This window comes from Aureimonas sp. D3, assembly GCF_001463805.1.
GTDB classification, from domain to species: domain Bacteria; phylum Pseudomonadota; class Alphaproteobacteria; order Rhizobiales; family Rhizobiaceae; genus Aureimonas; species Aureimonas ureilytica_A.
In genome coordinates, this window is sequence record NZ_BBWM01000050.1 from 17720 (window position 1) to 38356 (window position 20637).

General features: G+C 66.7%; 20 protein-coding genes. 11 read left to right on the plus strand and 9 right to left on the minus strand.

Annotation, left to right across the window (positions count from 1 at the left end; all coding sequences use genetic code 11):
* Nucleotides 1-446: 446 nt before the first annotated feature.
* Nucleotides 447-1943, minus strand: coding sequence for a CoA-acylating methylmalonate-semialdehyde dehydrogenase (locus AUL36_RS14300; RefSeq protein ID WP_062221868.1), 1497 nt, complete (start codon nucleotides 1941-1943; stop codon nucleotides 447-449).
* Between the two features lie 108 nt (nucleotides 1944-2051).
* Between AUL36_RS14300 and AUL36_RS14305 the strand changes: the two genes are divergently transcribed.
* A complete protein-coding gene (locus AUL36_RS14305) occupies nucleotides 2052-2933 on the plus strand; it encodes a LysR family transcriptional regulator (RefSeq protein ID WP_062221957.1) in 882 nt (293 codons plus the stop codon).
* Nucleotides 2934-3002: 69 nt separating this feature from the next.
* Here the strand turns inward: AUL36_RS14305 and AUL36_RS14310 are convergent, their stop codons facing one another.
* From AUL36_RS14310 to AUL36_RS23315, 8 genes are read right to left on the minus strand one after another with little or no spacing between them, the layout of a single operon-like run.
* Nucleotides 3003-4805, minus strand: coding sequence for a hypothetical protein (locus tag AUL36_RS14310; protein WP_156418399.1), 1803 nt, complete (start codon nucleotides 4803-4805; stop codon nucleotides 3003-3005).
* 7 nt (nucleotides 4806-4812) lie between these two features.
* Nucleotides 4813-5925 carry a protein-glutamate methylesterase/protein-glutamine glutaminase gene (locus tag AUL36_RS14315; RefSeq protein WP_058598573.1) on the minus strand — a complete coding sequence of 371 codons (1113 nt, stop codon included), beginning with the start codon at nucleotides 5923-5925 and terminating at the stop codon, nucleotides 4813-4815.
* Between the two features lie 5 nt (nucleotides 5926-5930).
* Entirely contained in the window at nucleotides 5931-6827 is an 897-nt protein-coding gene (locus AUL36_RS14320; RefSeq protein ID WP_058598572.1) for a CheR family methyltransferase, read from the minus strand.
* Nucleotides 6828-6831: 4 nt separating this feature from the next.
* Nucleotides 6832-7353, minus strand: a complete 522-nt coding sequence (locus tag AUL36_RS14325) for a chemotaxis protein CheW (protein WP_058598571.1) — start codon at nucleotides 7351-7353, stop codon at nucleotides 6832-6834.
* A 53-nt stretch (nucleotides 7354-7406) separates the two neighbouring features.
* A complete protein-coding gene (locus AUL36_RS14330) occupies nucleotides 7407-7871 on the minus strand; it encodes a chemotaxis protein CheW (protein ID WP_058598570.1) in 465 nt (154 codons plus the stop codon).
* A 12-nt stretch (nucleotides 7872-7883) separates the two neighbouring features.
* Nucleotides 7884-9920 carry a chemotaxis protein CheA gene (locus AUL36_RS14335; protein ID WP_306302835.1) on the minus strand — a complete coding sequence of 679 codons (2037 nt, stop codon included), beginning with the start codon at nucleotides 9918-9920 and terminating at the stop codon, nucleotides 7884-7886.
* Between the two features lie 17 nt (nucleotides 9921-9937).
* Nucleotides 9938-10306, minus strand: coding sequence for a response regulator (locus AUL36_RS14340; RefSeq protein WP_026358289.1), 369 nt, complete (start codon nucleotides 10304-10306; stop codon nucleotides 9938-9940).
* Nucleotides 10307-10363: 57 nt separating this feature from the next.
* Nucleotides 10364-10642, minus strand: a complete 279-nt coding sequence (locus AUL36_RS23315; RefSeq protein WP_058598568.1) for an STAS domain-containing protein — start codon at nucleotides 10640-10642, stop codon at nucleotides 10364-10366.
* A 465-nt stretch (nucleotides 10643-11107) separates the two neighbouring features.
* Between AUL36_RS23315 and AUL36_RS14350 the strand changes: the two genes are divergently transcribed.
* The 10 genes from AUL36_RS14350 (at nucleotide 11108) to AUL36_RS14395 (ending at nucleotide 20466) form a co-directional block, all read left to right on the plus strand.
* Nucleotides 11108-13099, plus strand: coding sequence for a methyl-accepting chemotaxis protein (locus AUL36_RS14350; protein WP_062221874.1), 1992 nt, complete (start codon nucleotides 11108-11110; stop codon nucleotides 13097-13099).
* Nucleotides 13099-13929: an STAS domain-containing protein gene (locus tag AUL36_RS24670; RefSeq protein WP_244497131.1), complete on the plus strand. Its 831-nt coding sequence runs from the start codon at nucleotides 13099-13101 to the stop codon at nucleotides 13927-13929. The genes AUL36_RS14350 and AUL36_RS24670 overlap by 1 nt, the downstream gene beginning before the upstream one ends.
* A complete protein-coding gene (locus AUL36_RS14360; protein ID WP_058598566.1) occupies nucleotides 13929-14294 on the plus strand; it encodes a response regulator in 366 nt (121 codons plus the stop codon). The genes AUL36_RS24670 and AUL36_RS14360 overlap by 1 nt, the downstream gene beginning before the upstream one ends.
* A gap of 13 nt (nucleotides 14295-14307) precedes the next feature.
* On the plus strand, nucleotides 14308-16554 hold the full coding sequence (locus AUL36_RS14365) for a chemotaxis protein CheA (RefSeq protein ID WP_062221876.1): 2247 nt from the start codon (nucleotides 14308-14310) through the stop codon (nucleotides 16552-16554).
* A 6-nt stretch (nucleotides 16555-16560) separates the two neighbouring features.
* Nucleotides 16561-17025 (plus strand): chemotaxis protein CheW, encoded by a 465-nt coding sequence (locus AUL36_RS14370; protein WP_058598564.1) that lies wholly within the window; start codon nucleotides 16561-16563, stop codon nucleotides 17023-17025.
* A 1-nt stretch (nucleotide 17026) separates the two neighbouring features.
* Nucleotides 17027-17890, plus strand: a complete 864-nt coding sequence (locus AUL36_RS14375; protein ID WP_062221878.1) for a CheR family methyltransferase — start codon at nucleotides 17027-17029, stop codon at nucleotides 17888-17890.
* The gene (locus tag AUL36_RS14380) at nucleotides 17887-18933 is read left to right on the plus strand and encodes a protein-glutamate methylesterase/protein-glutamine glutaminase (RefSeq protein WP_058598562.1); all 1047 of its coding nucleotides are present in this window, start codon (nucleotides 17887-17889) and stop codon (nucleotides 18931-18933) included. Before AUL36_RS14375 ends, AUL36_RS14380 begins: the two co-directional genes overlap by 4 nt.
* An 18-nt stretch (nucleotides 18934-18951) precedes the next feature.
* Nucleotides 18952-19344 carry a response regulator gene (locus tag AUL36_RS14385; RefSeq protein ID WP_058598561.1) on the plus strand — a complete coding sequence of 131 codons (393 nt, stop codon included), beginning with the start codon at nucleotides 18952-18954 and terminating at the stop codon, nucleotides 19342-19344.
* Complete coding sequence (locus tag AUL36_RS14390) at nucleotides 19341-19865, plus strand: chemotaxis protein CheD (RefSeq protein ID WP_058598560.1); 525 nt, start codon at nucleotides 19341-19343, stop codon at nucleotides 19863-19865. The genes AUL36_RS14385 and AUL36_RS14390 overlap by 4 nt, the downstream gene beginning before the upstream one ends.
* A 271-nt stretch (nucleotides 19866-20136) precedes the next feature.
* Entirely contained in the window at nucleotides 20137-20466 is a 330-nt protein-coding gene (locus tag AUL36_RS14395; RefSeq protein ID WP_062221880.1) for a hypothetical protein, read from the plus strand.
* Nucleotides 20467-20637 lie beyond the last annotated feature (171 nt).

Genomic DNA, 20637 nt, shown 5'->3' on the forward strand with positions numbered 1-20637 from the left:
GCCGGCCTTTGGCAGGTTTGGGGAGCGATGAGAAGCGGCGGAGCCGAACCGGGGGCGCCAGCTTGGTGAGCCGGCTATGCCCTTGGCATAGAAGTCTCGCCCCGAATGCGCGGAACTGGGCTGTCAGCGGTTCGAGTTGGAGGTTTGACCGCCGACGCAACTGTGCAGCGGCCGCTGCCTTGAGCCAGACCCAAACCTCGCGGAATCATCTGGCCAACTTTTTCCACCGCTCGTCAGAATGAGCTACGCGGCTCGCCCGACCGCAAGGACCGGCGCGAAGGTTTGGTCCTGCCAGCCTCGCACCGATCGCGCTTCGCTCCTCGCGATCGAATGAAAACCTCTCGACCATCCTCCGGCCGTAGGTTTCGACCTCGGTCTTGAGCCGGGCGTCCGGGCTCGCTTTGGGCGAGCCCTTCCCCCAGCCCTGCCGCTCCGAAGTCCCGACCTTATTTCATGACCGGCATGGAGAATTCCGCGCCCGACTTGATGCCCGAGGGCCAGCGGCTGGTGATCGTCTTGGTGCGGGTCCAGAACTTGATCGAGTCCGGGCCGTGCTGGTTGAGATCGCCGAAGGAGGAGCGCTTCCAGCCGCCGAAGGAGTGGTAGGCGAGCGGCGTCGGGATCGGCACGTTGATGCCGATCATGCCGATCGGCACGCGCGAGGCGAAGTCGCGGGCCGCATCGCCGTCCCGCGTGAAGATGGCGACGCCATTGCCATATTCGTGCTGCGTCGGCAGCGACAGCGCCTCTTCGTAATCCTTGGCGCGCACGACCGAGAGAACCGGGCCGAAGATTTCCTCCTTATAGATGTCCATCTGGGGCGTGACGTGGTCGAACAGGCAGGCGCCGACGAAGAACCCGTCCTCGTAGCCCTGCATGGTGAAGCCGCGCCCGTCGACAGCGAGCGTCGCGCCCTCGGCAACGCCCTTTTCCACCAGGCCCAGAATCTTCTGCTGCGAGGCCTTGGTGACGACCGGGCCGAAATCCGCCGCGCTGTCGGTATAGGGGCCGATCTTGAGCGCCTCGACCTTCGGGATCAGCTTCTCGACCAGCGCATTGGCCGTCGCCTCGCCGACCGGCACCGCGACCGAGATCGCCATGCAGCGTTCGCCGGCCGAGCCGTAGCCCGCGCCAATCAGCGCGTCCGCCGCCTGATCGAGATCGGCGTCCGGCATGATGATCATGTGGTTCTTGGCGCCGCCGAAGCACTGGGCGCGTTTGCCGCGCGCCGTCGCGCCGGCATAGACGTAAGCCGCAATCGGCGTCGAACCGACAAAGGAGACGGCCCCGATCTCGGGATGCTCCAGAATGCCGTCCACCGCATCCTTGTCGCCGTTGACGACCTGGAGCACGCCCTTGGGCAGGCCGGCTTCCATCATGAGTTCGGCGAGGCGCATCGGCAGGGACGGGTCGCGCTCGGAGGGCTTGAGGATGAAGGCGTTGCCGCAGGCGATGGCGGGCGCGAACATCCACATCGGGATCATGCCGGGGAAGTTGAAGGGCGTGATGCCCGCGCCGATGCCGACCGGCTGCCGGATCGAATACATGTCGATGCCGGGGCCCGCCCCTTCCGTGAACTCGCCCTTGGCCAGATGCGGAATGCCGATGACGAATTCGCAGACTTCCAGCCCGCGCACGATGTCGCCCTTGGAATCCTCGACCGTCTTGCCATGCTCGGAGGAAAGAAGCTCGGCCAGCTCCTGCATGTTGGCGTTGAGAAGCTCCACGAACTTGATGAAGACGCGGGCGCGGCGCTGCGGGTTCACCAGTGCCCACTTCGCCTGCGCGGCCTTGGCCGCGTCAACAGCCTGCTGAAGCTCTTCGCGGCTCGCCAGCGCCACGCGCGCCGTCACCTGCCCCGTGGCGGGGTTGAAGACATCGGCCGTGCGGCCCGAGGTGCCGGCAACGCGCGCGCCGTCGATGAAGTGACCGATCTCGTTCATGGCGTCTCTCCCTGATGTTCTATCGAGAGAAGGCCGCAGGACGGACTTGAAATCAAGCAAAACCCATGCGCATCCATTGTGCGTGAATTGATGCACCTCGAGGCGGCGATGAACTGGGACGATGTGCGGGTCTTCCTGGCCGTGGCGCGGGCGGGGCAGATTCTGGCCGCTTCCCGCCGGCTGGGGCTGAACCATGCGACCGTCGGCCGGCGGCTGGACGCGTTGGAGGATGCGCTGGGCGCCAAGCTCTTCGACCGCCGGCCAACGGGCTGCGAGGTGACGCGCGAGGGCGCGGGCTTCCTGGCGGCGGCTGAGCGGATGGAAGCCGAGATGCAGGGCGCGCGCGCCGCGCTGGAAGGGGCGGAAGCGCATCTCTCCGGCACCGTGCGCATCGGCGCGCCAGATGGTTTCGGAACGGCCTTTCTGGCGCCGCGCCTCGGCTCGCTCGCCGAGCGCCATCCGGGCCTGACGATCCAGCTCGTGCCCGTGCCCCGCGCCTTCTCGCTGTCGCGGCGCGAGGCCGATATCGCCATCACCGTGGAGCGGCCGGCGCAGGGGCGGCTCGTCGCGCGCCGCCTCGTCTCCTACGCGCTCGGGCTTTACGGCGCGGCCTCCTATCTCGATCGGTTCGGGCGGCCTTCAAGCGTCGAAGACCTGAAGCGCCACAGGCTCGTCGGCCATGTGGACGATCTCGTCTACTCCTCCTCGCTCCACTATACCGGCGAGATGGCGCCCGACTGGCAAAGCCGCTTCGAGATTTCCTCCGCGCTCGGCCAGACGGAGGCCGTGGCGGCGGGCGCGGGCATCGGCATTCTGCACGGCTTCATCGCGGCCGGCCGGCCGGCGCTGGAGCGCGTCCTGCCCGAGCGCACGATCCGGCGCGACTATTGGCTGGTGACGCACGAGACGGCGCGCGAAATGTCCCGCATCCGGGCCGTTGCCGATTTCATCGCCGAAACCGTGCAGCGGGAAAAGGCGATCTTCGGCTGATAATTTCCGGCTCAAACGAAAACGGCCGGAGGGGATGTCCCTCCGGCCGCTGCGATCAATTGGCGACGATCAGAAAAGAAGATCGTCGATGTCGTCGCTGGCGGCAGGCGCCGGCGCGGAGATGGCGGAGGCCGGCAGGCCGATACCCCGGAAGGACGCTTCGAAGATCGCGCGCTCCTCGGCCATTGTATACTGGCCAGCGAGCAGCGAGTGGAGGCGCAGCGCCTCTTCCGGCGTGATCGGATCGTCCGGCAGATTGACCAGCATCGCCTGAAGCTGAGCGATCGTGCGGCGCATCAGGGCGCAGCCTTCCACATGGGGCGTCATCATGCTGGCGATGGCGCGGATGCGCTCGTCCAGCCCGCGCGCGTTCAGCGCGGCCTCGCGCAGACGATCGAGGCAGGCCGCCTCGATGCGCGCCAGGATTTCGGACGCCGTGTCGAAGCCTTGCGCGATCTGGGTCTCGAAACCCGCGATCTGCGGCAGGATCGTGCCTTCCAGCTCGCCCGTCGCCGAAACGGCCATCTCGATGCCTTCGCGCACGAGATCGGCCTGTGTCTTGGCGACGGTCGCCTGCTCGCGGATTTCGCGGGCGATATAGCCGATCGTCTCGTCGCCGGAGTCCACATGGGCGGCGCGCACGGCGGCATTGAAGCCGGCCAGGCGCAGCGTGTGCTCCAGCGAGGCCAGCTCGTCCGTCATCGAGATCAGCGGACCAGCGGCTTCGACGCATTCGTGCAGCGAAGCGTCGAGCTGGCGCCGGTCGTCCTCGCCGCGCTCGAAGCGCTCGCGCACCTTGGTGGCTTCCGCTTCCAGAACCGCGATGGCACTCTTGCCCGCCTTGCCGACATCCTCGGAGAAGAGCGAGGACAGGATGCGGTCGCTCTCGACGATTTCACCGGCGAGAACGTCCAGATTGGCGTGAACCTCGCCCATCTTGGTGTCGTAGAGTTCGGTCAGGCTCGACAGCTGGGCGATTTCCAGCTCCGCGATGCGACGCAGCGCCGTGGTGCGCGAGCGGCCTTCCATCGGCGCGCTGTCATGCGTCAGCTGCCCGGTTTCGGCCAGAAGGAACAGGCGCTCCAGATTGGTGATCGTGTGCTCCAGACGCTGGCGCGCGATGTCATGGAACTGCAAGCCCATGACGATGCCGCCGACCGCGTCTCGGATGACCGAGAAGGAGCGGTGCGCCGCCTCGCGGCTGGTGGCGGCCGAGTCGCGCTCCTGCGACAGGCGGCGGTTCAGCGAGCGGAACTGGAAGGCGAGGCTCGCCTCGCCCAGCATGGCCCGGCCGCCGACGCGCGCGTCGATGGCGCGGCTTTCGGCGATATGGCCCTGCACGGTGCGAACGCGCGCGTCGAGCGCGCGGGCGACCGTCTGGCCCGACCCGACAAGTTCATGAACATGCTCGGTGAAGGGCACGAGCACGTCGCGCGCCTGCGTCATGCCCTCGACATGGGTGCGCGCGACGAGCACGACATAGTCGAGAAGGCGGAACACGAGCGCGACGGCGGACGCCCCTTCCGAGGCGCGCGTGACGCCCTCGGCCAGAACGCGCAGCACGCGCGAGCGCTCGCCAGCCAGGGTCTCGAGCTGACCCGCCGAAGACGCGGCCTCGCCGAGCAGCGTCTCGACCTTGTCACCCTCGTTGGAGGACACGGCTTCGGTGGCCTGACGGATCGAGTCGCGCACGGTGCCGATGCGCCGGTGCAGCGTCTGGAGATCGTTGCCGGCACCGAGATACACGGCTTCCGACGAGACGTTCCACTGGTGAACGAGGGCGAGAAGCTCGCGGAGCGAAGAGGTTTGAGTTTCGGTCAACATGGCTTCATCGAGATCGCGAGAGGCGGGGGACGGGGCGGTGCGAGCCATGATCGGCTCACCGTCCTTGAGCGGCGCGAGCCGCCGGACGGGACATCTGATCATGGCCGAAGCGCACGATCTCGGAGGGGATGCGATCGAGCGGAAGCTCGTGCTCCACCGCGCCGGCCTTCATGGCCTCCTTGGGCATGCCGTAGACGATGCAGGTGGCTTCGTCCTGGCCGAGCGTGTGCGCGCCGGTCTGGCGCAGTTCCAGAAGCCCCTTGGCGCCGTCGTCGCCCATGCCCGTCATGATGATGCCGAGCGCGTTGGCGCCGGCCGAGCGGGCGGCGGATCGGAACAGGACGTCCACCGACGGGCGATGGCGCGTCACGAGCGGGCCGTCGCGCACCTCGACATGGTACTGCGCGCCCGAGCGCTGAAGCAGGAGATGCTGGTTGCCAGGCGCGATCAGCGCGAGGCCGGGCATGAGACGATCGCCCGTCACCGCTTCGCGCACCTCGATCTGGCACAGGCCGTCGAGACGCTTGGCGAAGGCGGAGGTGAAGCCGGCCGGCATGTGCTGAACGATGGCGATGCCCGGCGCGTCGGCCGGCAGCGCTTCCAGAATGCGGCGCAGCGCCTCGGTTCCCCCGGTGGAGGCGCCGATCACCACGACCTTGTCGGTCGTACGGTCGATCGGGCGGCCATTGGAGGGCGGCAGCACGGCGTCGGCCGTCAGCTTCTCCTGCGGGACGAGGGGCTTGGCCGGCGCGCGGCGCGAGCGAACCGTGGCGTGCGAGGCGGCGCGCACGGCGTCGGCGATGCGGGTGCGCGATTCCAGAAGGAATTGCGGCGTGCCCATCTTGGGCTTGGCGATGATCTCGACGGCGCCCGCTTCCAGCGCCTGAAGCGCCATCTTGGAGCCCGCCTCGGCCAGCGACGAGCAGATCACGACCGGGATCGGCCGCTGGCTCATCAGCTTCTGGACAAAGGTGATGCCGTCCATGCGGGGCATCTCGATGTCGCAGATGATGACATCGGGCACTTCGTCGCGCATCCGCTCTGCGGCGAAATAGGGGTTGGAGGCGGTGCCCAGAACCTCCATGTCGGGCTCGGCCGCGACGATCTCGGAGAGGACCTGACGGACGCTGGCGCTGTCATCGACGATGAGGACGCGAATAGGCTTCATGGCAATCAGTCCTCCAGACGCTGATAGATATTGCCGCGAATGAGCCGCAGCGGCAGGCTGCCCGAACGGGTCGTGTCGGAATGGCCCAGGAACAGAAGGCCGCCGGGGCGCAAGTGGCGGCACAGCTTGGCCACCACCGCTTCCTGGGTCTTCGGCTCGAAATAGATGAGCACGTTGCGAAGGAAGATGAGATCCATCTTCGTCTTCACGTGGTATTCGCTATGCATCAGGTTGAGCTGGCCGAACTGAACGCGCGAGCGCAGTTCCGGGGCCATGCGCACGGCTTCGCTCTGCGGATCGCGGGCGCGCAGGACATAGCGGTCCCGCAGGGCCGGCGGCACGCTGGCGACGTCCTCGGCGCGGTAGATCGCCTCGCGCGCGGCGGTCAGAACCTTGACCGAGATGTCGGTCGCCAGGATCTGCCAGTCCCACTTGGTCGCCCCGTCGGACGCTGCGTCCAGCACCATGGCGAGCGTGTAGACCTCCTGCCCCGACGAGCAGGCCGCGCTCCAGGCGCGCAGCTGGCGCGTACCGGCATTGGCCAGGAGCCGGTCCAGTTCGGCGGCGTCGAGATGGTCGAAATGCGCCCGTTCGCGAAAGAACGAGGTTTCGTTGGTGACCACCGTATCGACGAAGTTCTGCAACTCCTTGGCGCGCTCGGTGGGCGAGCGCAGAAGCGCGACGTAATCGTCGAAATTGTCGAGGCCATTGGCATGGAGGCGCCGGCGCAGCCGGGTCTCCAGCATGGTCTTCTTCACGGTCGAAAGCGTGATGCCGCAATGCTCGTGAACGAGGCGGACCAGGGCTTCGAAGGCACGATCGCCCAGCTCGACGCGAGTCCACTGGGGAATCGCTTCAGGCGCCGGATCGAGAAAGTTTTGATTACGAGCAGCGCCTTGCATGGGGTCAGGCCGCCTGTGCCATGAGGAGAGCACGATCGGAGGCGCCAAAGAGCTTTTCGACCTTGAGAAGGGTCAGGAACGAGTCGCCCCGACGCCCGAGCCCTTGAACGAAATCGTTGCTCCAGGCTTCGCCGACATGGGGCGGCGCTTCCAGCGTCTGGTCCGACATATCGGCGACTTCATGCACGGCGTCCGCGATCACGGCCAGCGTGTGCAGATGTTCGTCGGTCTCGAACTCGAGAACGACGATGCGGGTTTCGGGTCCGACCTCGCGATCCTCGCTCGGCGGCATGGCGAGCCGCCGCTTGAGATCGACCACCGGCACGCCGACGCCGCGCACGTCGATCATGCCCAGAAGGCTCGCCGGCGCATTGGCCATGCGCTGGATCGGCTTGTGATCGAGAACCTCGCGGACCTGGCGCACGTTGACGGCAAAGGCCGCCGAGCCGAGCTGGAAGGTCAGCATCTCGTTGTTGCCGTCGACATCCTCGTCTTCGAAACGGGAGGACTGGAAGGGCGTGTTCATGCTCTCATCCCTGTAAGTTCGGCTCGGCGCTGGATGGAAGGGGTGGGGCGGGTTCAAGCGTCTTCGAGAAGCCGCTCGACATCGAGCAGCACCACGAAGCGGTCATCCTGGCGCACCACGCCGTCGAGATAGCGGCTCGGCCAGCGCGTGCCGTATTCCGGCATGGCTTCCACCTCGCCGGTGCGCACATGAATGACCTCGAACACCGCGTCGGTCTTGATGCCGACATGGAAAGTCTCGCCCGAGGAGGAGACCTCCGAGACGATCACGCGGCTCGTCTCGGTGTCTTCGGTGGGCTCCATGCCGAAGCGGTTGCGAAGATCGATGAGCGGCAGGACATTGCCGCGCACGTTGATGAGGCCCGGCGCAAAGGACGGCGCGTTGGGAACGCGCGTCATGGCGGGGGGATCGAGGACTTCGTGAACCAGGGCAACCTTGATCCCGAAGAGATCGTTGCCAAGGGCGACGGTCAGATAGTCCTGCAGGGACGGATCGGCGGATTCGGTGATCTGCGACATGGGAGCGCTCCGTCAGGCGGCGATGCGGTCGGCGCGGGGCTGGGCCACGAACCGGGCAAGGGGATTCACGTCGAGGATGAGCGCCACGGCGCCGTCACCCAGGATCGTCGCGCCGACAAGGCCGGGCGTCTTGGCATGGAGCGGCGAGAGCGGCTTGATAACCGTCTGGTGCTGGCCCACGACCTGATCCACGACGACGCCGAGCTTGCCGGAGTCGTTTTCGGTGACGACCACGATCGAGCCGCGCTCGCTCGTGCCGAACACTTCGTTCATCCACAGAAGCGGGACGAGCGTTCCGCGAATGTCGACGAAGTTGCGACCACCCGAGGCCCGCGATTCGACGGCGGCGAGTTCCACGCATTCCTCGACGCTGGTCAGCGGCAGGATGCACTGGGCATCGCCGATCGCGACCTGGAGGCCGTCGATGATGGCGAGCGTCAGCGGCAGGCGCAGCATGAAGCGCGTGCCCTCGCCCGGCCGCGAGTCGATCTCGATCGTGCCGTGCAGCTCGTTGATTGTGCGTCGCACCACGTCCATGCCCACGCCCCGGCCCGACAGGTTGGAGACGGCGGCGGCCGTGGAGAGGCCGGGATGGAAGATCAGCTCGTCGATCTCACGATCGGGCGGGATCACGCCTTCCGGCACGATGCCGGCCGCATGCGCCTTTTCCAGGATGCGCGTGCGGTTGAGGCCGGCGCCGTCATCCTCGATCGTGATCACGACTTCGGTGCCCGCCTGGCGGGCCGACAGGCGCAGGAGGCCGCGCTTGGTCTTGCCGGCCGCCTCGCGGCGCTCGGCCGACTCGATGCCGTGGTCGCAGCTGTTGCGGATGATGTGGACCATGGGATCGCCGAGGCGGTCGAGCACGGTCTTGTCCAGCTCGGTTTCCTCGCCGGAGAACTGAAGGTCGATATCCTTGCCCAGATCCGACGAAATATCGCGCACGACGCGGCGATAGCGGCCGAACAGGGTTTCGATCGGCACCATGCGCATGCCCATGGCCGAGTCGCGCAGGTCCGAGGACAAGCGTTCGATTTCTTCGGCAACGGTGGTGAGAACGGGATCGTGGCGGTTGCGCGCCAAGGCCGACAGACGGGCCTGGGCGATCACGAGTTCGCCGACCTGATCGAGAAGCATATCGAGGCGCGAAGCCGAAACACGCACGTTGGCTTCCGCCACAGCGGCCTTGGCTTCGTCCGCCTTGGCGGGCTTGGCAGCGGGCGCGACGACGGCTTTGGGAGCCGCAGGGGCGGCGGCAGGCGGCGACGCGGCGACAACCGGAGCCGGCGCAGCCGCGACAACGGGCGCGGCGACCGGAGCGGCAACCGGCTCGACGCTCTGCGCTTCGTCGCTCAGCTCGTCGACACGAACCGCGTCCGGGCCGTCCACGAAGATGAACACGTCGTCGATCGCCGAGCGGCCCTGCGAGGTGACCAGCTCCATCTCCCAGCTGATGTAAAGGTCGGTCGGCACCAGCTCTTCGAGCACGGGCACGCCGGACAGAACGCCCGTCACCTTCAGCTCGCCAAGATCGCGCAGCTCATCGAGAAGCGCCAGCGGATTGGTGCCGAAGGCCAGCGCGTTGCGCTCGAACTGAAGACGGATGCGGAAGCGCTGCATCGCCTTGGCGCTGGCGGCCACCGGGGCTGCGGCCTGGGGGGCGGCAGCGGACACAGCGCCCGCACCCGGCGCTTCGGCGACTTCCGCCAGCAGCGCGTCGGCCAGCCGGCGGCTTTCGGCCGAATGGTCGCCGTCGCTTTCGAACAAGAGCTTGCGGATCTGGTCGGCCGACTGGAGAAGGAGGCTGACGAGCTGCGGGGTGACCGGAGCCTTGTCCTGACGCACCTTCTCGAAGGCGTTTTCCAGCTCATGCGCAAACGCCGCCATGGCCGGCGGGCCGAACATGCCACCCGAACCCTTCAGCGTGTGAAGGGCGCGGAAAGTGGTGTTGATCAGCTCGCGGTCGGTGGGCCTGCTTTCCAGATCGAGCAGCGCTGCTTCGAGCTGTTCCAGAAGATCACGCGCTTCATTGAGGAATACTTCGAGCATATCGCCGCCCATGGACATCAGGCTCCGATCAGCTTGTTGACGACGGCGACGAGCTTCGTCTGATCGAACGGCTTGACGATCCAGCCGGTGGCGCCGGCCGCCTTGCCTTCCTGCTTCTTGCCCTCGTCGGATTCGGTCGTGAGCATCACGATCGGAACGCCGGCGTGCTGGGGCATTTCGCGCACCTTCTTGATCATGCCGATCCCATCGAGATTGGGCATGTTCAGGTCGGTGATGATGAGCTGATACTTGTTCTGGTCCAGCTTCGTCAGCGCGTCGGCGCCATCCACGGCCGTGTCGGGCGCGTAGCCTGCACTTTCGAGGGTGAAGGACACCATCTGACGGATACTGGCGGAGTCATCGACGCAAAGGACGGACTTGGTCACGGACTGCACCTTTCTGGGTACGGGATTGAACGTTCGGGAGGAAAGGAGAATGCCGGCTCAACGGCCCGGCACGACGACCCCGGCGCGCTGAAACAGCTGCTCGACCGAGTCGGACAGGGCGAGCGTCAAGCTGCGCCCCTTGGCGGACATCGAAGCCTGGAAGCTCACAAGGAACTGAACCAGACCGACGTCCCCCCGATCCACCGCCGTCAGGTCGAGATGAACCGGACCTTCGGGATGGCGACGGGCGAAATCGAGAAGCTCTCCTTGCAACTCGCCAAGACGAGACAACTCGCAAGAGCCTGACAGGGCGAAGGCATTTTCAGAAGAAGACATCGCGACACGACCTCGCTTTCGGACAAGAACAAAATGTCTGAAACAGATTTCGCAGCCGTTAAATCCATCGGCCAGCCTGACAACTGAGTCCACAAGGTGAACAAAGCATTTTTCACCCGCACTCGAAGCCTTCATGACAAGGAGACTCTAGAGAGCACCGCAACCAAACCTTCCCATCGCAGACCAAGGGAGGGTGCCGGAGGTTACCGATGCATCAATATTAATAAATGCTTGCTTCGATATCCATTTGCTACTCAACACAATCTTATCGTTTCACTCGTTACAAATTGAGCGAAGACGATCGGTCCGTGCTGGATGCGATCGGCGAACCGGCCGGCGCCCGGACGCTCGGCCTCCTCCACCTTTCCCAGGTGACGGGTCGCCGATGCCAGGTTCAGCACCGCTCCGTTCGTTCAGCCCGTTTCGCCAATCGCGGTCGCCGCACGCGCCTGCTCCGGAGACGTCATGCTCGCGTTCAAGAACTTCCCTACCTCGCGCAAGCTCCTTCTTGCCTTCGCTGTGACGACGGCGGGCTTCGGCATGGGCGGCGCGGCCATTCATCAGAGCGTGAAGGACTCGCAGGCCGCAAATGCCGCCTACGACGCTCTGCTGGACCGCGCCCGCGCCACCGACGCTCTGGAACGTGCCGTTCTGGCGCGCAGCACCGCCGCGCTCACGCTTCTCCAGCAGCCCGGCAATGAGGCGGCCACCGCCTTCAAGAGCGCGGGTGTCGAGCTCGGCAGCGCGGTCGGCGCGCTTCAGGGCCGATTCGAAAGCGCGACCGACGCGGCCCGTCTGGAACGCCTGAAGACGCTCGACGCCGACTTCCGCGCAGATGTGGAACACGCCCTGTCTGCGGCTCCGGCCCCGGCTGCGGTTTCGCCCAAGACGCGCGCGGAGCTGGCCTTGCCGGCCGTGCAGACCGCGCCCGACGCCGCCCCGATGATCGCCCTCGCCCGCACGCTGAGCGACGGCGACGATGCGGCGCTGAGCGCCGCCGGAACGCGCCGCGAGGAAGCGCGTGCCACCTATGGCCTGACCTTCCCCTTCGCGCTCGGCCTGCCGCTCGCGCTCGCCGCGCTGTCCTGCGGTCTCCTCATGCGTGGCGTCGCCTCGCCGCTGCGCCGCACGGCCGACGAGATGAAGCGCCTCGCGGATGGCGAAACGGATGTGGTGATCGGCGCGGCCTCGCGCGGCGACGAGATCGGCACGATCGCCCAGCTCGGCGAAACGCTGCGCAGCGTCCGCCAGAAGGCCGCCACGCTCGAAACCCAGATCGGCTCGGTGCGCGCGGAGGCCGAGGCCAAGGCCTCGGAAGCGACGGCCGAGCGCCAGCGCATCGTCGATGAACAGACCCTCGTGACCGGCACGTTGCAGGACGCTCTGACGCGCCTGTCGGCCGGCGACCTCACCTGCCGCATCGAAGGCGAGTTCCCCTCGCGCTACACCAAGCTGCGCGACGAGTTCAACGCCGCCGTCAACCACCTGCACGACATGGTGGGCCGCGTCACGCAGTCCGTCTCCTCCATCTCCAACGGCACGAGCGAGATCGGCCATGCGGCCGACGACCTGTCGCGCCGCACCGAGCAGCAGGCCGCCAGCCTCGACAAGACGGCTTCGGCGCTAGACGAGATCACCGCGACCGTGAAGCACGCGGCCGAAAACGCGGCCTCGGTCGCCTCCTCCGTGGCGGTCGCCCGCCAGGATACGGAGCGCTCGGGCGAGGTCATGCGCGAGGCGGTGGAGGCGATGAACTCCATCCAGAAGTCCTCGCAGCAGATCGCCCGCATCATCGGCGTGATCGACGAAATCGCCTTCCAGACCAACCTTCTGGCGCTGAACGCCGGCGTCGAGGCGGCCCGCGCGGGCGATGCCGGCCGTGGCTTTGCGGTGGTGGCGCTCGAAGTGCGCGCGCTCGCCCAGCGCTCGTCGGAAGCGGCGAAGGAAATCAAGACGCTGATCAGCGCCTCGTCCGGCCATGTCGGCAACGGCGTGGATCTCGTGAACCGCTCGGGCGAGGTACTCACCCGCATCGCCGCGCAGGTCACGCAGATCGACGCGCTGGTGCAGGAGATCGCCGGCTCGGCGCGCGAACAGTCGATCGGTATCGCCGACGTCAACGACGCCGTGAACAAGATGGACCGCGTGACGCAGCAGAACGCCGCGATGGTGGAGGAAACCACCGCCGCCACGCTGTCGCTGCGCAGCGAGACCGAAGAGCTCGGCCGCCTCGTGTCCTCGTTCCGCGTCGATGGAACCAATGGCGCGGTCGCCCAGCTTCGCTCGCTCTCCGCCGCCATGAAGACCGCGCCGAAGGCGCACGCCGCGCCCGCGTCGCGCCCGGTTGAAGCCGCGCCGGTGGCCAAGCCCGCGCTTGTCGCCATGGCCGCCTCGGCAGCCGCCGCAGCGCCCGCCGCCGCAGCTGCGGCAGAAGATATGGGTTGGGAGGAATTTTGATGGGTTCGAACCAGACGAACACCGGACCGAAGCCCGCCGCGCCGGCTCCCCAGGACGAACTCGTGGTCGCCCTGCCGCCTGAAATCCTCGCCATGATGGCGGCGAGCGAAGCGGCGATGGCCGACACGGACGAGACAGGCGAGCCTGAGCCCGCCGACCTCGCCCCGCCCGAGACGGCCGAGCCGAGCGCTGAGTCCGCCGAGAATGCGGCGAACGAGAGCGAAGCGGACGAGATTGAAGCGGTCGAGAGCGAAAACAAGATCGTGTCGCTCGAGCCCGCGACCCTGGAACTCGGCGAGGCCGAAGCCCTCGAAGACGAGCCGAACGCCGCTGCCGAGATCGAGCCGCTCGCCATGGCTGATATGGCCGAAGACAGCGGGAGCGACGACGAGACGGCCGACGAGACGCTGGCGGCCAGCGCCGCAAGCGCCGAGAACGCCGAGCCGGAGACCGGCGACGAGCCCGAAGCCGGCGACGAGCCGGCCACGGCAGGAGACGCGCTGCCCGACTTCGTCCTGGCCATGATGGCCGAGGCGAGCGCGCCGGTGGAAGGCGAGGTCGTCTGCGCGCTGCCGGCGGTGCTCGACATCACGGCGGCGAGCGGCCTGCACGGCACGCTTCTCGCCCATCGCGGCGCGCCGCTGGCTCTCGACGCCAGCGCCGTGAAGCGCTTGGGCGGCCAGTGTCTCCAGCTCCTGATTTCGGCTGGGCGCACCTGGGGCGCGGACGGCGTTCCCATTCGTCTGTCGGACAGTTCCGAGGCCTTCCAGCGCGATCTCGCCCTCATGGGCCTCAGCTGCGACGAGTTGTTTGAAAGGGAGGCCGCGTGATGGGCAAGACCATCCTGACCATCGACGACTCGCGCACCATGCGCGAGCTGCTGCGCTCGGCCCTGGAGCCGGCCGGCTTCACCGTCATCCAGGCCGAGGACGGGCTGCACGGGCTGGAGGTGCTGGGCGCAAGCGAGCCCGACGCCATCATCACCGACATCAACATGCCCCGGATGAACGGGCTGGAATTCATCGAGGCCGTGCGCGTCGATGCCACCAAACGGGCGATCCCGATCATCGTCCTCACCACGGAAAGCGACACAGCCAAGAAGGACCGCGCCCGCAACGCCGGCGCCACGGGCTGGATCGTCAAGCCGTTCGATCCCGCCCGGCTGATCGCCGCCATCAATCGCGTCGTCGCCTGAGGACCATCCGCCCATGAGCGCACTCGACGAAATCAGAGTCGTCTTCTTTCAGGAATGCGACGACCAGCTTCAGGAGCTGGAAGACGGCCTCACCGCCATGGAAGGCGGCGAGACCGACGACGACACGGTGAACCGCGTCTTCCGCGCGGTGCACTCGATCAAGGGCGGCGCGGGCGCGTTCGACCTGCACAAGCTGGTCAAGTTCGCCCACACGTTCGAAACCGTTCTCGACGAGGTCCGCTCGCACCGTCTGGCGGCCGACGACACGGTCATGCCGGTCATGCTCCGCTCGGCCGACCATCTGCGCGATCTCGTGGCCGCCGGCCGCGACGGCGGCGATGGCGATCAGGAGCGCTCCAAGGAACTGATCGTCGAACTCGAAACGCTGATCGGCGGCCCCAAGGGCGGCCATTCGGCGGCCGAGGACGGCGCGGACGAAGACGGCGGCCTGAGCTTGGCGGATTTCGAGTTCACGCCCGTGGCGATGGACTGGAGCGCGATGGGCTTTGGCGACGCGCCGGCCCTGGACGCCGACGAAGGCGGCCCGGCGGTTCGCATCTCCTTCCGCCCGCGCAAGGATCTCTACGCCAAGGCCAACGAGGCGGCCGTGCTCCTGCGCGAAGTTGCGGCGCTGGGCGAGGCCGTGGTGCGCTGCGACACATCCGACGTGCCGATGCTCGACACGATCGACCCCGAGGGCGCCTATCTCGCCTTCGAGATCGAACTCGACGGCGAGAATGCCAGCGAGGCGAAGGTTCGCGAAATCTTCGAATTCGCCGAATGGGACTGCGATCTCGAGATCAAGGCGCGCGGCGGCGCGATGCCTGATTTTTCGGCGATGGGCGATGACGATGCGGGCGGCCTGTCGGTCGCCGATCTCCTGGCGCGTCTCCAGAGCGAGATTTCGACCGAGCCGGCCGAGGGCGAGACCACCGGTCAGGCGGAGGGCTCCCCCCTCCCCTCTCTGAAGCCGGCCCCCGAAGCCTCTGAGCCCGCGAAAGCCGAGGGCAAGGAGGAAAAGGACAAGGCCGGCAACAAGGGCGAGGCCGAAGCGCCCGCCGTCGTCATTCGCGTCGAATTGCACCGGGTCGACAAGCTGATCGACCTCGTGGGCGAACTCGTCACCACTCAGACCATGCTGGCCCAGAAGGTCGAGGAAGCCGGGCTTCCCACCGGCTCCGAGGTCGTCAGCTCGATCGAGGAACTGGACCGCCTGACCCGAACGCTGCAGGACAGCGTGATGGCCGTGCGCGCCCAGCCGGTGAAGTCGGTCTTCCAGCGGATGCCACGCCTCGTGCGCGAAACCGCCTCCGCCACAGGCAAGAAGGTCAACTTCATCACCCATGGCGAGAACACCGAGGTCGACAAGACCGTGGTGGAACGCCTGTCCGACCCGCTGACGCACATGATCCGCAACGCGATCGACCATGGCTTGGAAAAGCCCGAGGATCGCGTGGCCAAGGGCAAGCCGGCCGAAGGCACGGTGACGCTCTCGGCCGCCCATCGCTCGGGCCGCATCATCATCGAGATCTCCGACAATGGCGGCGGCATCAACCGCCCCAAGGTGCGCCAGATCGCGATCGACAAGGGCCTCATCCCGGCCGACGCGGTTCTGTCGGACGAGGAAACGGACCAACTCGTGATGCTGCCGGGCTTCTCCACGGCCACCACCGTCTCAGCCATTTCCGGTCGCGGCGTCGGCATGGACGTCGTGAAGTCCTCGATCGAGGCGCTGGGCGGACGCTTGTCCATCTCCTCTCGCCCCGGCCTCGGCTCCTCCTTCACCATGAGCCTGCCGCTGACGCTGGCCGTGCTCGACGGCATGATCGTGCGGGTGGAGGACGAAACGCTGGTGGTGCCGCTGAGCGCCATCGTCTTCACCTTCCGGCCCCAGCCGGAAGACCTTCAGCTGGTCGGCCAGGGCCGCGCGGTTCACGTACGTGACCAGATCGTCCCCCTGATCGATGTGGGCGTTGCGCTCGGCTACCGCACGGAGCCGGTGGATCCGCTGACCTCCGTCGCCATCCTTGTGGATTGCGACAACAACCGGCGGGTGGCGCTCCTGGTGGACGACATCCGGGGCCAGCGGCAGGTCGTGATCAAGAGCCTGGAAAAGAACTACCGTCCCGTGCCGGGTATCTCGGCCGCGACGATCTCCGGCGAGGGGCGCGTGGCGCTGATCGTCGATGTCGATGCCATCGCGGGTGACCGGACGCTCGACAATTTCATCTTCGGTATCGACAACGTCGCGGCGGAGTAAGCATCCATGTCGAACACGGCCCGCAAATCCATCGGCTACGGCGTCGAGATGGTGGCCTTCCGCGTCGGTCCTCAGGAATTCTGCGTCGACATCAAGGCGGTGCGCGAAATCCGGGGCTGGACGCCAGCCACCACCCTCCCCCACGCCCCCCATTACATCATGGGCGTCATCAACCTGCGCGGCACGGTGCTGCCCGTGGTCAATCTGGCGGCCCGGCTCGGCCTGCATGTGGACGAGCCGACGCCGCGTCACGTCATTATCGTCGTTCAGGCCGAGGACCAGACCTTCGGCCTCCTGGTCGATGCCGTGTCGGACATCCTCTCGGTCTCGCCCGAGCTGATGCAGGGCGCGCCCGACCTCGCGCAGGACTCGGCCAAGGCCTTCGTGTCTTCGGTGATCGCGCTGGAAGATCGCATGATCGCCCGCGTCATTCCCGAGCGGATGCTGCCCGAGCGCCTCAGGCTGAACTGACATGGAGGCCGCGCGTCTTCTCGCCTCTGTCGCTAGCGACGACCCGGTCCTTTCCCCGAGGGATTTCGACCGCGTCGCCAAGATCATCCGCAAGGAAGCGGGCATCTATCTCGGCGATGCCAAGACGTCGCTCGTCTATTCGCGCTTGATCAAGCGTCTGCGCAATGTCGGCATCTCATCCTTTGCCGCCTATTGCGATCTCGTGGAATCGGCGAGCGGCGCGGTCGAACTGAAGAAGATGGTGGAGGCGCTGACCACCAACTATACGTTCTTTCTGCGCGAGCCCCATCATTTCGAGCATCTGCGCCGCCAAGTCCTGCCCGATCTCCTCGCCCAGGCGGCCAAGGGCCAGCGCGTGCGCATCTGGAGCGCGGGCTGCTCGATGGGTCACGAGACCTATTCGATCGCCCTGTCGCTGCTGGCGGTGGAGCCCGAGATCGCGCGCTGCGACGTGAAGATTCTGGCGACCGACATCGATCGCAACGTGCTCGCCACCGCGCGCGCGGGGCGCTACGACGAGGCGACGCTGGCCGCGCTACCCAAGGCCGATCGCGAGCGCGGTTTCCTGCCGGCCGGCCCGGACGGATATTCCGTGGTGCGGCCCCAGATGCGCGAGTTGATCACGTTCCGGGAGTTGAACCTTCTCGACGACTGGCCGATGCGCGGCGGTTTCGACATCGTCTTCTTCCGCAACGTGGCGATCTATTTCGACCAGCCGCTGCGCGAGGCGCTCTGGGTCCGCATGGCCCAGCAGATTCCGGCGGGAGGCTGGATGTATGCCGGCCATTCGGAGCGCATCACCGGCGCGGCCGCCCAGCTCTTCAGCCATGAAGCCACCACCACCTACCGGAGGCACTCCAGATGACGCCCGTGCGGGTGCTGGTGATCGATGATTCCCCCACCATGCGCATGTTGATCAAGAACGCGCTGCGGGAGGAAGCCGACATCCAGGTGATCGGGGAAGCGGGCACCGCCGTTGAAGCACGCTCCGCCATCAAGGCGCTCGACCCGGATGTGGTGACGCTGGATGTCGAGATGCCGGGGATGCCGGGCATCGAGTTCCTGGAAAAGATCATGCGCCTGCGCCCGATGCCGGTGGTCATGGTGTCGAACCAGACCGGCCCGGGCACGGCGACCGCGATCGAGGCCCTGTCGATCGGCGCCTTCGACTGCCTGGCCAAGCCGCAGCGGGCGGGCGATCCCGCCTTTGCGCATCTGGGCGAGACGCTGCGCCAGGCAGCGGCGTCCAAGAAAGGGCTGATCGGGATTTCGGCCCGGCGCGCCAATGCGGCCATCGCAGCACAGGCCGCCGGAGCCCCTCTCGGCATCCGCCCGCGTATCTCGCGCGACGAGCCGAGCGTCATTGCCATCGGCGCCTCCACCGGCGGCATTGAGGCCTTGACGACATTGTTCTCCACCTGGCCGGCGGATGGGCCGCCGACGCTCGTCGTGCAGCATCTGCCGGCCGGCTTCACGCGTGGCTTCGCCCAGCGGCTCGCCCGCCTGTCCCCGGCCCAGGTCGTGGAAGCGGAAGACGCGATGCCGATCGAGCGCGGTCATATCTACATCGCGCCCGGCGGCCAGCGCCACCTCATGGCGCTGGGCTCCGAGCCCATGTGCTCCCTCGTGGAAGCGGCGACGGTGAGCGGGCATCGCCCGTCCGTTGACGTTCTCTTTCACTCCGTCGCCCGTCGTTTCGGAAAAAAAAGCCTTGCCGTCATTTTAACCGGCATGGGCAGCGACGGAGCGCAGGGCGCATTGGAGATTCGTAAAGCTGGAGGGAGGACAATAGGTCAGAATGAGGAATCCTCCCTCGTCTACGGAATGCCACGTGCCGCTTTCTCGCTCGGTGCCATCGACGAGGAACACCCGCTCGAATCCATACACCGCGCCGTGTTCGGTGCCTGAAACGAAAGCCTAACGCCGATGTCGCTCACAAAGCAGACGATTAAGATCCTGATCGTGGACGACCAGACCACGAGCCGTCTCCTGATGCGCGACGCGCTGCAGCAGATCGGATTTGCCAATATTCCGTTCGCCAAGGACGGCGAAGAAGCGCTCAAGATGATGATGTCGAGCCCGGCGCATATCGTCGTGTCCGACTACAACATGCCCAAGCTCAACGGGCTTCAGCTGCTGCAGGCGATCCGCACCTATCCGGCAACCCGCATCACGCCCTTCATCCTCCTGACCGGTTCGGGCGATCGCGAAGTGCTCCAGCGCGCGGTGAAGCTCGGCGTCAACAACTACCTGCCCAAGCCCGTGCAGCCCGCAGCCCTTCAGAAGGCCATTCAGGCCGTCACAGGCAATCTGGCCTGATGACGCTGGCAGGCGGCCGAGCTCACGTCGCGCAAGGCGAGATCCGCGTGGAAACCCGCTCGGATGTCTGCCTGACGACGATTCTCGGCTCCTGCGTGGCGGCCTGCATCTTCGATCCGATCGCGCGGACGGGAGGGATGAACCACTTCATCCTTCCCGGCGACACCCAGCATCAAAGCGGGGCGGCCGAGCGCTACGGCGTCTATCTCATGGAAGTGCTGGTCAACGGGCTTCTGGAGAAGGGCGCCGAGCGTCAGAGGCTTCTGGGCAAACTGTTCGGAGGCGCCAAAACCACGATCGGGCGCGGCGAGATCGGCGCGGCCAATGCCGCCTTCGCCAAGCGCTTCCTGGCGATGGAGAACATTCCTCTCGTGAGCGTCAGCCTCGGCGGATTGCGAGTTCGCCGGGTGGAATTCTGGCCCTGCAGCGGCCGCGCGCGCCAGCTCTATATCGACGCGCCGGAGCCCGCTCCGCCCCCCGCGCCCGAGCCTTCGGCCTTGGGCCAGGTCGAGTTTTTCTAGACCCATCGCTCCATGAGGCGCGTCCGCCACCGGGCTGCCGCGACCTTCCACGCAAGATGTCGAGCCAGCGGCGAGGGTTTCCTCGAGCCAGTTGCCGAGCCACCAGCGAATGAATCGACCATTGCCTCCCGCTCTTGTGGCCAGGCGATGCGAAATCGCCTATCCGGCCCGCTCGCGTTGAAATCCGTGCTGGCCGCCTTCTTGATGCCGCGTTTGGGTTTCGATACCCGACCTGCTGAAAGCCACGCGCAGTCCCGGCAGAAAGGTTTCCATGCCCCATTCGCCCTCCCCCCTCCTGTCCGCCCTTCTCGAGCGGATCGGCCACGAACTCTCCGCCGAGGCGGCCAAGGTGCGCGATCTCCATGCCCTCGTGGAAAGCGGGCAAACCGCCCATGCCACCATGGTCACCGCACAGACGATCGACACGACCTCCCAGCATCTTGGTGAACTCTCGGCGCTTTTGACATGCGTCGCCGCCTCGGCGGGCGGAGCGGCCGTGCCGGCGGCCTGTTTCGAGGCGATGACCCTGTCGAGCCTGCGGTCGCGGCTGCTGGGCGAGAGCGAGACCGCCGCCGAGTCGGGCGAGGTCGACTTTTTCTAAAGGCCTCGTTGGCTTACGTCATGCGATACGCAAGCCATTGCGCTTATGCTCCGGGCGACCGTTGCGTGGCTGGCGGCTGGGCCGCCAGCGGTTTGTGCCCGCAAGGCCCACCGACGCGTCGGTGAAGGACGGGTAAGGCATACGCGCTCTCGAACGCGCGACACGAATCGC

Coding starts and splice junctions, on each gene's coding strand:
- AUL36_RS14300 (WP_062221868.1), bottom strand. CDS start 1,943: ATGAACGAGATCGGTCACTTCATCGACGGCGCGCGCGTTGCCGGCACC.
- AUL36_RS14305 (WP_062221957.1), top strand. CDS start 2,052: ATGAACTGGGACGATGTGCGGGTCTTCCTGGCCGTGGCGCGGGCGGGG.
- AUL36_RS14310 (WP_156418399.1), bottom strand. CDS start 4,805: ATGGCTCGCACCGCCCCGTCCCCCGCCTCTCGCGATCTCGATGAAGCC.
- AUL36_RS14315 (WP_058598573.1), bottom strand. CDS start 5,925: ATGAAGCCTATTCGCGTCCTCATCGTCGATGACAGCGCCAGCGTCCGT.
- AUL36_RS14320 (WP_058598572.1), bottom strand. CDS start 6,827: ATGCAAGGCGCTGCTCGTAATCAAAACTTTCTCGATCCGGCGCCTGAA.
- AUL36_RS14325 (WP_058598571.1), bottom strand. CDS start 7,353: ATGAACACGCCCTTCCAGTCCTCCCGTTTCGAAGACGAGGATGTCGAC.
- AUL36_RS14330 (WP_058598570.1), bottom strand. CDS start 7,871: ATGTCGCAGATCACCGAATCCGCCGATCCGTCCCTGCAGGACTATCTG.
- AUL36_RS14335 (WP_306302835.1), bottom strand. CDS start 9,920: ATGCTCGAAGTATTCCTCAATGAAGCGCGTGATCTTCTGGAACAGCTC.
- AUL36_RS23315 (WP_058598568.1), bottom strand. CDS start 10,642: ATGTCTTCTTCTGAAAATGCCTTCGCCCTGTCAGGCTCTTGCGAGTTG.
- AUL36_RS14350 (WP_062221874.1), top strand. CDS start 11,108: ATGCTCGCGTTCAAGAACTTCCCTACCTCGCGCAAGCTCCTTCTTGCC.
- AUL36_RS24670 (WP_244497131.1), top strand. CDS start 13,099: ATGGGTTCGAACCAGACGAACACCGGACCGAAGCCCGCCGCGCCGGCT.
- AUL36_RS14360 (WP_058598566.1), top strand. CDS start 13,929: ATGGGCAAGACCATCCTGACCATCGACGACTCGCGCACCATGCGCGAG.
- AUL36_RS14365 (WP_062221876.1), top strand. CDS start 14,308: ATGAGCGCACTCGACGAAATCAGAGTCGTCTTCTTTCAGGAATGCGAC.
- AUL36_RS14370 (WP_058598564.1), top strand. CDS start 16,561: ATGTCGAACACGGCCCGCAAATCCATCGGCTACGGCGTCGAGATGGTG.
- AUL36_RS14375 (WP_062221878.1), top strand. CDS start 17,027: ATGGAGGCCGCGCGTCTTCTCGCCTCTGTCGCTAGCGACGACCCGGTC.
- AUL36_RS14380 (WP_058598562.1), top strand. CDS start 17,887: ATGACGCCCGTGCGGGTGCTGGTGATCGATGATTCCCCCACCATGCGC.
- AUL36_RS14385 (WP_058598561.1), top strand. CDS start 18,952: ATGTCGCTCACAAAGCAGACGATTAAGATCCTGATCGTGGACGACCAG.
- AUL36_RS14395 (WP_062221880.1), top strand. CDS start 20,137: ATGCCCCATTCGCCCTCCCCCCTCCTGTCCGCCCTTCTCGAGCGGATC.